This is a genomic window from Rosistilla carotiformis (genome assembly GCF_007753095.1).
GTDB lineage: Bacteria > Planctomycetota > Planctomycetia > Pirellulales > Pirellulaceae > Rosistilla > Rosistilla carotiformis.
In genome coordinates, this window is record NZ_CP036348.1 from 374,603 (window position 1) to 388,163 (window position 13,561).

Genomic DNA, 13,561 nt, shown 5'->3' on the forward strand with positions numbered 1-13,561 from the left:
GTTCGCCGTTAGGTTTGGGCCAGCAGTTTCGCGACGCTGGCGATTAATTTGTCCATCGCAAACGGCTTGCGGATGTAATCGCTCACGCCCAGCAGTTCGGCGTACGCCTTGTGTCGGCTTCCCTCGTTGCCAGTGATCATGACGACCGGTAGCGGTTCTTCGCGGACGCGGCGGAGCTTTTCCAGAACCAGGAATCCGCTGCGCTTGGGCATCATCATGTCCAGGATCATCAGCTGCGGATTCTCTCGCTCGGCCAACGCGAGTCCCTGGTTGCCGTCTCGTGCCACTACCACCTGGTACCCGTTGGCTTCCAGAGCGTACCGGATCGAATCGACGATCTCATTGTCGTCATCGACGATCAGGATCTTTGGAGCATCGGCTTGCGACTGAGTTTCGGCAGCAGGATCAGTCATACGTGGGAATCCGGGTTCGAGGGGAGGGCGGGGTGGACGGTCTGTCATCTTAAAGGACGCTAAACGTTGGCGACAGACCGCAGCGAAGGTTGGCGAAATGATTCCGCCAATCGTTTTATCTTACTTCGGCGGCCGCGCAATCGGAACGATCCGAATAAAGCGTCATTTTGCCTAGTCGTTAACTTTTTTCAGCCTCCCCTGACGATCAATCTCTTTGTACTCGTCACAGTTTGCGTGGTACGTTTTCTTGTTCCGATTCAGCACCGCCACATTGGGGAAGTCTAGAGTGACCAATTCATCTGCAACCGTTGAAAGCCAAGTAACAACTATCGATCGTCGTCGTGAAGACCGTCGCACCGATGCAGACCAAGTGGTTGCCGAGGCAGCAGCAAAGCCAACTCAACGCAAGAAGCAACGTCGCCGCCAGATCGATCCCACCACCTGCGAGCGGGACTACAGCGACAAAGAGATCGAATTCATGCACGCTTTGGACGAATACAAGCGAAACGCCGGTCGCATGTTCCCAACCTGCAGCGAAGTTCTGGAAGTGATCCGCGGTCTCGGTTACGTCCAACTGACCGACGAACAGGCTGCGATGTTGCAGACCGAGGAATTCGATTGCGAAGAAGATTCGTACGGCCAGGATAGCGACGACGATGAATTCGCGGATCTCGGCGACGAAGACTAAGCCAAAACCCGACGGGTGGTTTCTGCCCGTCACCCTGTGGCCGGGCGAATTGCTCTGCCTCCCAAAAACAAAACCTGCCCTGGAGATTCGTTCTTCTGGCAGGTTTTGTCGTTAATGGGGGAATCTCGCTAAGATGGATCGATGCGAACTCTGGCAAGCGTTTCGATTGGCACTCTCGTTCGGCTGTGGGCTTTCCCCTACACACTGCTGGGGGTGATTGTCGGTTTGGTCCTGCTGGGCCGGCCGAAATTGGTCGACGGCGTGATCGAAATCTATGGTCCGGGCGTCGCTTGGGTTTTGCAGCGGTTGCCGGTCTCGGCGCTGGCTATCACCTTGGGGCATTCGGTTTTAGGGCAGACGCAAGCCGCTTTGGATCTGACGCGGCGGCACGAACGGGTTCACGTCCGCCAGTTTGAACGCTGGGGATTTTTGATGGGGCTCGCCTATTTGGGGGCTTCGGGCTGGCTCTGGTGGCGAGGGAAAGACGCTTATCGCGACAATCCGTTTGAAATAGAAGCGTACGCGGTCGATGATTGCCGAAGAAATCCAGGTCGCGACTGATGTTGTCTTCGCCCGCGAAGGGCAGGGCGGCGCTTAAGTCGTTTGGTTTCAGTGCGTTGCGCTGCATATTGCAGCTGTTGCATGCGTTGGATCTCCGATCGCCGAACGTTTGCCGCTCGATAACCCGTTTGGCACGAAAATCGGTTCTGCCTAGCGCCGGCTACTTTTTGGCGTTGATGCTGTCGATAACTCCGCTATACTGCTGGACTTCGATCGATCGGATTCAGGCGTTTGGCCTGTCAATATATTGGATATTTAGAACAAAGAGCGTAGATCAATGGCACGCCAGTGTGAAGTTTGTGGCAAGCGGGTCCAAATGGGCAACCGCATTGAAACCCGCGGTAAGGCAAAGTATTTGGGAGGCGTTGGTACCAAGATCACTGGTATCTCGCGTCGCAAATTTGTTCCCAACCTGCAACGCGTCAAAGTTTCGTTGACGACCGGCGAAAACAAGTCGATCCGCTGCTGCACCCAGTGCATCCGCAGCGGCTCGATCCGCAAGGTTGTCAAAGTGAAGCCGTTTGAGCTTGAGAGCAAGACCAAGAAATAGGAATCGCTCGATTGGCTATTTCACTCGATCAGGTCCGCAAACTCGCGCTGATGGCTCGTCTTGAGCTGTCCGATGACGAGCTTGGTACGATCACGCCCCAGTTGGAAGATATCGTTGCGTTTGTGGACAAGCTGATGGAGCTCGATACCGATGGGATCGAGCCGATGGTGCATGCTGTCGAAACCGTCAACCGCTGGGTACCGGACCAGTTGGGCGATAGTCTGTCGCGCGAGCAGGCCTTGGCTAATGCTCCGAATCACGACGAGGAATGTTTTCTTGTGCCGCCGGTCTTGGGTTAAACACTCCCGCTCTCCAAGCAAGAACCGCTTCCTCGACCCCGCTGTACGGACACGCTGAGTCAACATTTGTTTCGGCGAGGCGTCAGTCTTCGTGGGGTGTCAGTTCCCTCTCGCGAAAAGTCCCAAGACAATGACTATCCCGCTCGATTCTGCCGCCAAGTTGCTGGGGCTGTTGGCATCTGGTGAGCTCACCGCGCGCCAGGCGACTCAGGCGTCGTTGGATCGGATCGCGGCGACCGATCCCGAAGTCGGCGCCTTCACTTTCGTCAACACCGAAGCGGCGTTGGCTGCTGCCGATTCCATCGATCAGCGACGACGCGACGGCCAGCCTTTGGGAGCTCTCGCAGGCGTCCCGATCGCCGTGAAGGATGTGTTGTGCACGACCGACATGCCGACGACCTGTTCGTCGCGGATGTTGGAAAATCACATGTCGCCTTACGACGCAACGGTTGTCGCGCGGTTGCGTGCTGCCGATGCGGTGATCGTCGGTAAGACGAACATGGACGAATTTGCGATGGGAGCCAGCACGGAAACGAGTGCGTTTGGCAAAACCACCAACCCCTGGAACCCAAGCCTCACGCCCGGCGGCAGCAGCGGCGGCGCTGCGGCTTGTGTCGCCGCGGGGGATGTTCCGCTCTCTCTGGGTAGCGACACCGGCGGTTCGATTCGCCAACCCGCTGCGTTTTGTGGTATCACTGGGCTGAAGCCGACTTACGGGCGTGTCAGTCGCTACGGGCTGATCGCTTTCGCCAGCAGTCTGGATCAAGTCGGCCCGATGGCGTTTGATGCTGTCGATTGTGCGACGCTTCTGAATGCGATCGCTGGATCCGACGCCAGCGACAGTACTTCGCTGCCGGTCGAAACGCCCGACTTCACCGCCGGGTTGGATCGCATCGAGGGCGAACTGCGGATCGGTATCGTCAAGCATCACTTGGAAGCTGAAGGGCTCGATCCGGAGGTCCGCCAGGCCGTCGACGATGCGATCGAGGTCTTCCGCGATGCGGGAGCGAAGATCGTCGAAGTGGAGTTGCCGCATTCGGATTACTGGGTGCCGACCTACTACGTGATCGCGCCGAGCGAAGCAAGTAGCAATCTTTCCCGCTACGACGGCGCCCATTACGGCCACCGCAGCCCGGTTGCGGCGAGCGACGCGGGGGATCGCGGTCCATTGGTAGCCACCTATTGCCGCAGTCGCGGCGAAGCGTTTGGCGCAGAGGTCAAGCGGCGGATCATGATCGGGATGTATGCGTTAAGCGCCGGTTATGGCGACAAGTATTATATGAAAGCTCTGCAGGTTCGCCGTCTGATCAGCCAGGACTTCGATGCCGCTTTCCAAAACGTCGACCTGTTATTGGGCCCTGTGACTCCCACGCCGCCGTTTGCGATGGGAGAGAAGATCGACGATCCGTTGCAGATGTATCTGTGCGACCTGTTCACTGTCGGTGCGAATTTGGCTGGCATCCCCGCCCTTTCGATGCCCGGCGGACTGACTAGCAACAACCTGCCGATCGGGATCCAGTTGCAGGCTCCGCCGCTGCAAGAGGCTAAGCTGCTGCAAGCTGCCGCCGCATTCCAACGCGCCACCGATTGGCATACTAAGCGTCCTTTGTAACCGGTGCAGGTCGTTGGACCTGTGATCGGTCTGGACCCATCGTCCGACTGCCGCAACCTTTCTGGAGATTCTTTCCGTGGACCAGCCTTACGAAATCGTGATCGGTTTGGAGGTGCATGTTCAGCTGAGGACAACGACCAAGTTGTTCTGCCGCTGTGCGACTCAGTTCGGTGCGCCGCCGAACACGAACGTCTGCCCGGTCTGCTTGGGGATGCCTGGCGCATTGCCGGTGATTAACGAGCATGCGGTTCAGTTGGCGTTGCAGACCGGTCTGGCTCTTGGCAGCACGATCCCGCCGATGACCAAGTGGGACCGCAAGCAGTACTTTTATCCCGATCTGCCCAAGGGCTACCAGATCAGCCAATTCGATCTGCCGATCTGCGATGGTGGTCACTTGGCGATTGCCGATCCAGCCGATGAATCGCAGACCCGCACGATTCGGCTGATCCGCGCCCACTTGGAAGAGGATGCTGGCAAGAGCATGCACGACGAGGCCAATGGGCGGGCTGACAGTCGGATCGATCTGAACCGCTGTGGCACTCCGTTGTTGGAAATTGTTAGCCAGCCCGACATGCGCAGCGCGGCTGAGGCCAAAGCGTTTCTGACCGAACTGAAGTTGTTGCTGACTTATCTGGATGTCTCCGATTGCGAGATGCAGGAGGGAAGTCTGCGGGTCGATGCGAACGTGAATCTGAAGATCGAGAAAGCTGGCGATACGATCGCCACGCCGATCGTCGAGATCAAAAATATGAACAGCTTTCGCGCCGTCGAGCGCGCGATCGCTCACGAGGCGCAGCGTCAGTACCACGAATGGGAAGAGACCGGGCTGACGATCAAGGATCGCACCAAGCGGACCTTCGGCTGGGACGATGCTGCGGAGCGAACGGTCCCGCAGCGCGAGAAGGAGGAGGCGGCTGATTATCGCTATTTGCCCGATCCAGATCTGCTGCCGATCTGTTTGTCGACGGAGACGGTCGAAGCGACGCGAGCCGCGTTGGCGGAATTCCCGGCGGTCGCTCGCCAGCGTTTGCAGGCCGATTACGAGATCAAGGCCTACGATGCCGACGTGATCGTTAATCAGGGCCGCGGTGTGGTGGAGTATTTCGAAGCGGTTGCCAAGGGGAGCGGCGACGCGCGGCGTGCCAGTTCGTGGATCCAGCAGGATGTGCTGCGAACGATGAAGGAGCAGGGGGTGGGGATTGGCGATTTTGCCGTCTCTGCCGACACGCTAGCTGAATTACTTGGGCAGGTTTCCGCCGGAAAACTGGATAACGCGCGAGCCCGCGACGTTTTTCAGCATCTATTAGAGAAGGGGGGAAGCGTTGCCGAAGCGATCAAGGCGTTGGGGATCGAATCGGTCGACGCGGGCGAAATCGAATCGCTTTGCCAGGAGTTGCTCGACGCGAATCCGCAGGTCGTGGAGGATGTGCGAGGCGGCAAAATGCAAGCCATTGGTTCGTTGATCGGTCAAGCCAAAAAGAAGAATCCCAACGTGAACCCGAAGCAGTTCCGCGAGATCTGTTTGCAGCTGATTCAATCGGCCGGGTAAGTCGTCCAGTTTTGTTGTCGCCCGGCGGCGGGAATTCGCCGTGGGTTGTTCTCTGCGATGCGGCGCCTCGGAAGTGGCGTCGCGGTCGCGTCGAAGCGAGGGCGTTGGTATGTCGATCATCACTTTGTTAACCGACTTTGGCGTCTCGAGCCCCTATGTGGCTCAGATCAAAGGCGTTCTGGCGACTCGCCAGCCCGAGTCCCGCGTGATCGATCTGACCCATTCGGTCCCGCCGCAGAATGTCCAAGCCGCAGCGATCACGTTGGATGATCTCGCTCCCTGGTTTCCGGCCGGAGCGGTCCATGTCGCGGTCGTCGACCCCGGCGTCGGCAGCGACCGTCGCATCTTGGCGGCTCATGTCGGCGACTGGTATTTTGTCTTGCCCGACAACGGGCTGATCTCGCCGTTGGCCGACCGCTTCGCAGTCAAAAGCGTCGTCGCTTTGGATCGCCCTGAATTCTGGCTCTCTCCGGTTAGCAATACGTTCCATGGACGCGACGTGATGGCGCCGGTCGCCGCCGCAATCGCCCGTGGTGTTCCGTTGGAAGAACTTGGGGAATCGGTCGACGATTGGCATCGAGTTCACATCCCGCGTCCGCGCGTGATGTCAAAGTCGATTCAGGGCGAAGTGATCTACGTCGATTCGTTTGGCAATCTGATCACCAACGTCTCTGCCGACGATGTGCATGGCGACGATGTCTTTCGGATCGGCGATCGCGTTGTCAACGGCTTGGTCCGCAGCTATTCCGATCGCACCGCCGGGCAGTTGGTTGCGCTGATCGGATCGTCGGGGCGGCTGGAGTTTGCTGTCGTCGATGGCAATGCTGCGGTGCAGTTCGGGGCAGGGCAGGGGGCTTCGGTAGAGGTCGACTTGGTGGGCGAGACGCAGCGGGTCGGGGACTCGCAATGAGCGCCAGCAGTTTGTGCGAGCGATGTGCTCATGTCCGTGAGATCGTCTCGGGCAAAGGCTCGCGATTCTTGATGTGTCGCCATGGTTTGGCGAGCGATCAATTTGCAAAGTATCCGCCGCAGCCGACACTGGTCTGTGTGGGATTTGAATCGCGGGGCGATGGCGAAGAAAAAGGCGAACGCGATTTTTGATCGCGTTCGCCTTAATGCGTTTGTAAGAACTAAGTCGGTCCGGCGTGCGGCGGCTTAGGGATGCAGGTGAGGTTCTTTGCCTTCGTAGGCGCGGTAGAAGTCGTGGATCGCTTTCTTGAGTGCCACGGCGGATTCGGGGGCAGCCGTTTGCTTGCACTTCATTGCGGCGACCATCACCGCGTGTGCGGTGGTCAGCTTCTTGGTGTAGTTTTCGCCGTCGGCTTTCAGGCGTTGCGTCATGAAGTATTGGGCGATCGTTTGTTGGATTCGCGTCGCGTGATCTTCTTTCGTCGTGACCCAGCGAACCAATTGGTTCAGGTCTTGAGCGTCGTGCTTGCCAGCGAGTTCGTCGATCTGAGCGATCGCCTTTTCGATGGTCGAGTGGTCTTCGATCATCGAAACGAAACGTCGTTCGTCGTCGTAGATACCGCAGGGAACCTCGCAGTGAGCGCTGGCCGATTTCGCGGTGAACGCCAGCAACATTGCCATCGCCAAATAGATTGTGTTACGCATCAAATGGTCTCTCTTTCCTTGGTGACTCATGGTGTGCTTGGCATCGGAGGATGCCCGGATTGTTGGATCCGGCGAGTGCCCGGTGGGCGACCCGCGACACCGCAGTCTACGCTATGTAAACCATTTTTGCGAACAATGGCGGCAATTCGTTTCGGCGGCTCACCCCGGTGCTCTGATATCGCATTTGGCGTAAAATGGATTCCCGCGGGCTTCACGTGTTTCCGCCCCTTCTTTCCAGCAAAAACAGTCCTTTTATGATCGATTTGCGAAGTGATACCGTGACTCGGCCAACCGCTGCGATGCGTCAGGCGATGGCGGATGCCGAGGTGGGCGACGACGTGATCGATGTCGATCCCACGGTTCAGCGATTGGAACAGCGGACGGCGGAACTGCTTGGCAAAGAGGCGGCAATCTATATGCCCAGCGGTTCGATGACCAATCAGATCGCGATTCGTGTGCATTGCGGCCGTGGGGAGGAGTTTCTATGCGAAGCCGATTGCCACGTCTACAACTACGAGCAGGGAGCGTTTGCGTCGCTCAGCGGTTTGGTCGCGCGGACGATTCAGGGCGATTCGGGCGTGTTGCGACTGGATCAGGTTCGCGGGACGGTCCGCCCTGATAACGATCATTCGGTGCGAACGCGAATGATCACGCTGGAGAACACTCACAATCGCGGCGGTGGTCGCGTGCAGCCGTTTGAAAACGTGAAAGGGATATGCGATTGGGCCAAGCAGCAAGGTTTGACGCGGCATCTGGACGGCGCGCGATTGTGGAATGCCGTCGCTGCGACGGGGATCGACGAAGCGACTTGGGCCGCTGAATTTGATTCGGTCAGCGTCTGTTTCAGCAAAGGCTTGGGGGCCCCTGTCGGATCGGCGTTGGTTGGCAGTCGCGAATTTATTCAGGAAGCTCGGCGAGCTCGGAAGCTATTCGGCGGCGGGATGCGACAGGCTGGCATCATTGCCGCCGGTGCGCTGTATGCGATCGAGCATCACCGCGCTTGTTTGGTGGACGATCACACGCATGCTCAATTGTTAGCCGAGGCGGTTCGCGATTCGCCCGGCATCGATTTGCCGACGCCCACAGTCGACACAAACATCGTGATCGCATCGGTCGATCCCGCTTGGGGAACGGCGGCCGAGTTTCGGGATCAGTTGGCGGCGGCGGGGGTGTCGGTGATGGCCTTTGGTCCGCAAGCTGTCCGGTTCGTAACGCATCGGGATGTCGATCAGGCGCAGATCGATCGGGCTTGCCAAGCGATTCGCACTGTCGCCCAGAAGAACCGCACGAGCGTGGCCACTTGATCGGAACGGCAGGCTCGGAATCGCAAGGGTTGCACACAGGGCGGGTTGCTCCGTGGCAGCTTGCGCTGGCGGCGAGTGCTGTGTTTTTGGTCGCGTTGGTTCTGCGACTTCCTTCCTGCTTCGATAGCCTGTGGGTAGACGAGCTCCACACGGCGTGGACGATCTGGAGCGACTTCAGCGATGTTCCGTCGCGAGCTCGGTTGGGAAATCAGTCTCCCGTCTACTTCGCGGTGATGTGGTTGTGGCATCAGGTCGTTGGGGATGCTGAGGTCGCATTGCGTCTTAGTTCGGTCTTGTTGGTGGCGTGCAGCTGTCTCTTGCTGGTCGTTGGTGTCTATCGACTGCATCGCGATCTATTGCTTGGGCTGTTGGCTGGTGGGCTGTTGGCAGTCGATCGGAACAGCATCTTCTTTGGCACCGAACTGCGTCCCTATGCTGCGGTAATTCTGTTGTCGACGCTGTTGGTGCTGGTCTGTGCTGGTGCTCTCGATCGTCGCAGGTGTTGGCGAGCAATCGCGTTGGTCGTTATCGTCGCCGCCTTGTTCTGGACGCACTACACCGCGATGTTAGTCGCGGCGGGAGTGTTGGTTGCGTTTGCGTTGAATCAAATCTTCCGGCAGCGATGGGGCAGCGCTTCGATAGCGAGTGTTGCTGTCGACGCGTTGCTGGTCTGGAGTGCTGTCGGCATTGCAGCGGCTGTGGAGTACCGCGCGATCGTTCAGTTGTGGGGCAGGCGAGGGGAGTGGGAAGCGTTTGCTGTCCCGCGACCTTTGAACGCAGCGGATTCGCTGGGCCAGAACCTTTCAGTCTTCGCCGGCGACATTGGGGCGATGTGGCCTTGGGTTCCAGCGTTTTTGGTTCCGTTGGCCCTGCTGGTGCTCGCCCGTTTGGCTGGGGCTCGGTTTGAAGTGCGGCGATGGCTTCCGTTTGTCGCAGCGGTCGTGTTGGTGACTTTGGTTGCGTACGGTTTGGCGACGCTGAAGGTCTCCGCTGTTTGGCATCGTCGCTACATCGTCGGTTTGCTGCCGGTCTTGGCGTGGGGATCGGCAGGACTCTGGCTCACCGCGATCCGTGGGATTTTTGCGTCGCTGCGACGGTGGCGACTTTCTGGTCGGTTGGTATCTTCGCCGGTGGCGATGCTGGCCGCAGCGGTGGTTCCCGTTGTCGTATTGCTCTTCTGGCAGGGAACGTTGGAAAACCTACTGCGTCGCGATCTGCACCTGGTGCATCGCGGCGAGGACTGGCGGTCTGCGGTCGCTGCAATCGACGAGCTTCGCATTGCGGGGCAACCGGTCGCCGTCGATGCAGGCTTGATCGAAGCGAAGCGATGGAAGCGGGACCGAAGTGAGGGACGTGGTGCCGAATCCGCGATGTTCCTTCAGTATCTGTGTTGTCCCGTGAACAATATCTATCCGCTGCGCGAAGTCGTTCCGCTGGCTGGCGTCAGTGAAGAGGAGCTGCTTCGCTTCCGGCAGCAGTCGGCCGATCGGAATTCCTCCGATCGCGAGATGCTATGGATCATCGCTCGCGTTCCGCAGCGGCGTCACGAAGCGGTCGCTGAACTGCTGCAAGCGTTTGCCTCGCGTCAAGCAGACCGCGCCGCCGGCGGCAAACGCTTCGAGTTCACCACGCACAGCTTCGGCGGCGTGCTCGTGATCCAATGGCGAGTCGAGTGACACGCCCGTTGTTCGCAGTCGTTGGGTAGCCGCTTCGTCGGCGAAGCATCAGTTCTATTGTTGCCGTTTTGGGAAGCGGGTGGCTGGGCTGCGATGCGATTAGCACAACGCTGTGATGATTTCTTTGGTTAGGTCTGGGGATCGCTGACGTTGGTGTTCGAGTTCGAGGACGCTGTTGATGATGGTGAGATCTTGGGCGTCTTTGAGGTCGGATTTTTTGATGAAGTTGTTTTCCCAGAGCCAGTGGGCGACTTCGCACCAATTCCACAGTAAAGCACCGTCGGTGATGTTGCATGCGGGGGCTGGGAAACCGCCTGGTCCTCGCGATCCGTTGATGTATTGGTTTACAAGCTGGCGGCTGCGATCGATTCGGCGAGCGATATCCGCTTGAGTTACCAGTTCGCACGAATCAACGCGGAGTACCGTCGCGGGGATGCCTGAGTCGCGGACACTTTTGATCGCGCTTAAGATCGCGTCTTTCAGTGAGGGTGCGGAACGCGAAAACGTTAAGTAGATGCGACCGAACCGCAAGCTGATCGTGGCATCGTCGCAGCCCGCCTGGAAAAGTGAGTCTTCTAAGCTGGGAGTTATCGTGTCAACTCCATCGAGCAGCAGGGTGAAGTCGAATTCGGGTTCGCGCTCAGTCATTTTCTTGTTCCGGTTCCTTGTCGATGGCGGTCATCGTGTCAACGTGCGGGCATCGGTCCACTTCTCGCCAGATGTGTCGTGCGTGGTTTTCCGGATTTCGGGGAGTCGACCAAACGCTGACGATGCAGCCTGACTGGCTGCTCTGTGGGCAATAAAGTCGACCCCAAGCGTGTCCTCCCGACAATTCGACACGCCAGCCCAGCGATTCAGCGTATTGGATCGCATTTTCGATGTGCTTGTTGGGGTGTCGAGGGCGGGGCATCTCGTTAATGATAGATCTCCTGTTGACAGTTGTCAACAAGAAGTAAGGGGTGGCGGGGGCGACGGGATAGTAGGTCCCGCTGGTAGGGTGTGAGTGTCGACGCCCGGCTTGTCGCGGTGTTAGGATGCCGAGTGTCGCAGGTGGTTCCCGCGGAGGCGTTTGTCGATGGATGAGGATCCGGAGGAGAGTGACGATCGGCTGAAGAACCCGCACGATCGGTTTGTGCGGCGGTTGTTGGGCGACACCGATCATGTCCGCGAGTTGGTGCGGTGGCAGTTGCCGGCGGAGGTGGTTGCAGAGTTGGATCTTGAAACGCTTGTGCCGGCTAAGGAGACGTTTGTCGATAAAACGTTACGGGGTGGGCTCTCGGATTTGGTTTTTCAAGTGGAGTTGGCAGGCGGAGGGGATGCGTTTGTGATGCTGTTGTTCGAGCACAAATCGGTTGTCGACGAGCAGGCGGTGTTTCAAGTGCTCCGTTATATGGTCGCGATCAACGAGCAGCGTCAACGCAACGGTCAGCCGCTTTGTTGCGTGATTCCCTTGATTTTGTATCACGGTGTGCGGTCGTGGGATGCTCCGCGGCGGTTGCCTGAACTGATTCATGCACCCGCGGCTTTTCGCGGTTATATTCCCGACTTCGATATGCCGCTGCTCGATTTGAGCGGCTGCAGCGACGCGGAGTTGCGGCGAGAATCGGTCTTCCTCGCCTACATGACGCTGCTAAAATATATACGGCGGGATGAGCTGCCGGAGCGTTTGCCCGAGATCCTGTCGCTATTTCACCGCTTGCTGCCGCCAGCGACGGCGCTTGAGAGTATCGAAACAATTCTCCGCTATCTCGTGGTCGGCACCGACCGCGTCTCGCGGCAGGAGTTGGTGACTGTGTTTACTCGCGTGATGCAATCCAAAGGAGCATCGGCTATGCCAACAATCGCAGAAGAATGGAAAGAAGAGGGTCGCCAGGAAGGACGTCAGGAGGGAGCAATGATTGGTCAGGTCTTAGCCTATCAGCAATTCCTTGGGCGGCCGACTTCCGGTGAAGAGGCGTTGTTGGCGATGGGGGCGGACGAGTTGCGTGCGCTGTTTGAGCAATTGCAGGCGGAGTTTCAAAAGCTGCGTCGTTAGAGCAGCTCTTCAGGAGAACATCGTCGTTTGGGAGCGGTGTAGCTCGCTATCTCGCCGGTGCTGCTGTGGGCGACGTTGCTGGCGGTGGAGGCAGTTGCAAGGCTTGGGCGTTTGGCGTGAGCGATTGCTGGTAGTGTTGCAACAGTCCGTAGACCGACTGGAATTCCGGACGCGCGGCCAGTTGTTGGAACTGCGGATTGGTCGCCACCGATTGGAAGTGGGCGAGGGTTTGTTGGACTTGTTGCGGCGTGGGGTGCGCGCCACCTGCTGTCGCCGAGAAGGGGAGAGCGAGGTAGGTCTTCCATTGTTCGTCGAGCAAGGCGAACAGTTTGGGAGCGATCTGCAGAAGCTGGCCGCGGAGCACGTCTGATTCTTGTGCCGTGTAGCGTTGGGCCAACGGTGGCATCTGGCTTGTCGACGTCCCTTCGGCCGGAGCGACTCCAGCGGCGTAGTTGGCGATCCGCTGCGTCAGCTCTTGTGCCGATGGCGGTATGACAACAGGTTGTCCCGGCGCCGGGCTGCGGTAGTAGGTTCCGGTGGATAGTTGGTCGATCTGCAAGACCGAGCCGTCGATCGCAACGCCCGCGAACAGGCCGCGGCTGCGCGAGTAGGAGTAAATCTCTGCCTGAAGTCGTCCGTCGGTCGCCACGGCGCCTTGGAGTCCGACGGGGCCGGCCGCTGCGGCTGCATCGGCACCGATCGTCAGCGTGCCTGACAGGATGCCTTCAACGCTTTTGGCTGTCTTGAAGACCAATACGATGTCGGACGATTGCAGTCCCGCTTGCCAGCCGATGTTACCGCCGGTCAAGGTGATGAAAACGGGAGCGTGCCAAATCCCGTTGGGCTCGCGAACGAACAGCAGTCCGCGGCCGTGACGAGCTCCGACGATGAAGCCCCCTTTGATCACATTGGGGATGAGCGCTACGCCATGCGCGTCGGTGAGCATCGATTGCGGGATCTGGTTTAGCGACGTCGTCATCGCTTGGCTGAGCACCGCCGAGGCAGCGATGACAATACCCTCTTCAGCACTTTGGGCGGACGCCGATTGCGGTGGGATTGCCAACGCCAGCAGCAAAAAGCAGATAATGTAGCGAGCCATCCGTGCGTACCTCAAGGGATTTGTTCAATGGGATTCGATTGTCGTTGAAGCGGTTGCTCAACACGATCTTCCGATTGTAGTAGATTCCCTGCGGCGGCAGAACAGCGACTCTAGGCTGTTTTGGGATGCCTTGCTGCGGATGTAGTATCCGCCGCGATGGG

15 protein-coding genes are annotated in these 13,561 nt (G+C 58.6%); 11 read left to right on the forward strand and 4 right to left on the reverse strand.

Translation table 11 applies throughout. The annotated features are described in order from the left end of the window. Window positions 1-8 precede the first annotated feature (8 nt). On the reverse strand, window positions 9-413 hold the full coding sequence (locus tag Poly24_RS01435; RefSeq protein ID WP_145089434.1) for a response regulator transcription factor: 405 nt from the start codon (window positions 411-413) through the stop codon (window positions 9-11). 286 nt (window positions 414-699) lie between these two features. Here Poly24_RS01435 and Poly24_RS01440 point away from each other — a divergent pair, with 286 nt between their 5' ends. The 8 genes from Poly24_RS01440 to Poly24_RS01475 all read left to right on the forward strand — a co-directional run bounded on the left by Poly24_RS01440 (window position 700) and on the right by Poly24_RS01475 (window position 6,773). Beyond that, window positions 700-1,101 (forward strand): hypothetical protein, encoded by a 402-nt coding sequence (locus Poly24_RS01440; protein WP_145089437.1) that lies wholly within the window; start codon window positions 700-702, stop codon window positions 1,099-1,101. A gap of 141 nt (window positions 1,102-1,242) precedes the next feature. After that, window positions 1,243-1,662 (forward strand): hypothetical protein, encoded by a 420-nt coding sequence (locus tag Poly24_RS01445; RefSeq protein WP_145089440.1) that lies wholly within the window; start codon window positions 1,243-1,245, stop codon window positions 1,660-1,662. Between the two features lie 277 nt (window positions 1,663-1,939). Then, the gene (rpmB, locus tag Poly24_RS01450; RefSeq protein WP_145089443.1) at window positions 1,940-2,212 is read left to right on the forward strand and encodes a 50S ribosomal protein L28; all 273 of its coding nucleotides are present in this window, start codon (window positions 1,940-1,942) and stop codon (window positions 2,210-2,212) included. 11 nt (window positions 2,213-2,223) lie between these two features. Then, window positions 2,224-2,511: an Asp-tRNA(Asn)/Glu-tRNA(Gln) amidotransferase subunit GatC gene (gene gatC / locus Poly24_RS01455; protein WP_145089446.1), complete on the forward strand. Its 288-nt coding sequence runs from the start codon at window positions 2,224-2,226 to the stop codon at window positions 2,509-2,511. Between the two features lie 130 nt (window positions 2,512-2,641). Then, the gene (gatA, locus tag Poly24_RS01460; RefSeq protein ID WP_145089449.1) at window positions 2,642-4,123 is read left to right on the forward strand and encodes an Asp-tRNA(Asn)/Glu-tRNA(Gln) amidotransferase subunit GatA; all 1,482 of its coding nucleotides are present in this window, start codon (window positions 2,642-2,644) and stop codon (window positions 4,121-4,123) included. A 67-nt stretch (window positions 4,124-4,190) separates the two neighbouring features. Next, complete coding sequence (gene gatB, locus Poly24_RS01465; protein ID WP_391556931.1) at window positions 4,191-5,672, forward strand: Asp-tRNA(Asn)/Glu-tRNA(Gln) amidotransferase subunit GatB; 1,482 nt, start codon at window positions 4,191-4,193, stop codon at window positions 5,670-5,672. 109 nt (window positions 5,673-5,781) lie between these two features. Beyond that, complete coding sequence (locus tag Poly24_RS01470; RefSeq protein WP_145089455.1) at window positions 5,782-6,582, forward strand: SAM hydrolase/SAM-dependent halogenase family protein; 801 nt, start codon at window positions 5,782-5,784, stop codon at window positions 6,580-6,582. After that, a complete protein-coding gene (locus tag Poly24_RS01475; RefSeq protein ID WP_145089458.1) occupies window positions 6,579-6,773 on the forward strand; it encodes a hypothetical protein in 195 nt (64 codons plus the stop codon). Before Poly24_RS01470 ends, Poly24_RS01475 begins: the two co-directional genes overlap by 4 nt. 54 nt (window positions 6,774-6,827) lie before the next feature. On the opposite strand, the gene Poly24_RS01480 is transcribed toward Poly24_RS01475, so the two are convergent. After that, window positions 6,828-7,286: a superoxide dismutase [Ni] gene (locus tag Poly24_RS01480; protein WP_145089460.1), complete on the reverse strand. Its 459-nt coding sequence runs from the start codon at window positions 7,284-7,286 to the stop codon at window positions 6,828-6,830. Between the two features lie 254 nt (window positions 7,287-7,540). Here Poly24_RS01480 and Poly24_RS01485 point away from each other — a divergent pair, with 254 nt between their 5' ends. Further along, window positions 7,541-8,590 (forward strand): threonine aldolase family protein, encoded by a 1,050-nt coding sequence (locus tag Poly24_RS01485; RefSeq protein WP_145089463.1) that lies wholly within the window; start codon window positions 7,541-7,543, stop codon window positions 8,588-8,590. Next, entirely contained in the window at window positions 8,587-10,266 is a 1,680-nt protein-coding gene (locus Poly24_RS01490; RefSeq protein WP_145089464.1) for a glycosyltransferase family 39 protein, read from the forward strand. Before Poly24_RS01485 ends, Poly24_RS01490 begins: the two co-directional genes overlap by 4 nt. 99 nt (window positions 10,267-10,365) lie before the next feature. On the opposite strand, the gene Poly24_RS01495 is transcribed toward Poly24_RS01490, so the two are convergent. After that, window positions 10,366-10,914, reverse strand: a complete 549-nt coding sequence (locus Poly24_RS01495) for a hypothetical protein (protein WP_145089467.1) — start codon at window positions 10,912-10,914, stop codon at window positions 10,366-10,368. 427 nt (window positions 10,915-11,341) lie between these two features. On the opposite strand from Poly24_RS01495, the gene Poly24_RS01505 reads away from it, so the two are divergent. Next, window positions 11,342-12,301 carry an Rpn family recombination-promoting nuclease/putative transposase gene (locus Poly24_RS01505; protein ID WP_145089473.1) on the forward strand — a complete coding sequence of 320 codons (960 nt, stop codon included), beginning with the start codon at window positions 11,342-11,344 and terminating at the stop codon, window positions 12,299-12,301. Window positions 12,302-12,347: 46 nt separating this feature from the next. On the opposite strand, the gene Poly24_RS01510 is transcribed toward Poly24_RS01505, so the two are convergent. After that, window positions 12,348-13,400 carry a lipid-binding SYLF domain-containing protein gene (locus tag Poly24_RS01510; protein ID WP_145089476.1) on the reverse strand — a complete coding sequence of 351 codons (1,053 nt, stop codon included), beginning with the start codon at window positions 13,398-13,400 and terminating at the stop codon, window positions 12,348-12,350. Window positions 13,401-13,561 lie beyond the last annotated feature (161 nt).

Excerpts from the sequence above, each read along its gene's own strand:
- Poly24_RS01435 (WP_145089434.1), bottom strand. The coding sequence starts at position 413 with ATGACTGATCCTGCTGCCGAAACTCAGTCGCAAGCCGATGCTCCAAAG.
- Poly24_RS01445 (WP_145089440.1), top strand. The coding sequence starts at position 1,243 with ATGCGAACTCTGGCAAGCGTTTCGATTGGCACTCTCGTTCGGCTGTGG.
- rpmB (WP_145089443.1), top strand. The coding sequence starts at position 1,940 with ATGGCACGCCAGTGTGAAGTTTGTGGCAAGCGGGTCCAAATGGGCAAC.
- gatA (WP_145089449.1), top strand. The coding sequence starts at position 2,642 with ATGACTATCCCGCTCGATTCTGCCGCCAAGTTGCTGGGGCTGTTGGCA.
- Poly24_RS01470 (WP_145089455.1), top strand. The coding sequence starts at position 5,782 with ATGTCGATCATCACTTTGTTAACCGACTTTGGCGTCTCGAGCCCCTAT.
- Poly24_RS01475 (WP_145089458.1), top strand. The coding sequence starts at position 6,579 with ATGAGCGCCAGCAGTTTGTGCGAGCGATGTGCTCATGTCCGTGAGATC.
- Poly24_RS01480 (WP_145089460.1), bottom strand. The coding sequence starts at position 7,286 with ATGCGTAACACAATCTATTTGGCGATGGCAATGTTGCTGGCGTTCACC.
- Poly24_RS01485 (WP_145089463.1), top strand. The coding sequence starts at position 7,541 with ATGATCGATTTGCGAAGTGATACCGTGACTCGGCCAACCGCTGCGATG.
- Poly24_RS01495 (WP_145089467.1), bottom strand. The coding sequence starts at position 10,914 with ATGACTGAGCGCGAACCCGAATTCGACTTCACCCTGCTGCTCGATGGA.
- Poly24_RS01505 (WP_145089473.1), top strand. The coding sequence starts at position 11,342 with ATGGATGAGGATCCGGAGGAGAGTGACGATCGGCTGAAGAACCCGCAC.
- Poly24_RS01510 (WP_145089476.1), bottom strand. The coding sequence starts at position 13,400 with ATGGCTCGCTACATTATCTGCTTTTTGCTGCTGGCGTTGGCAATCCCA.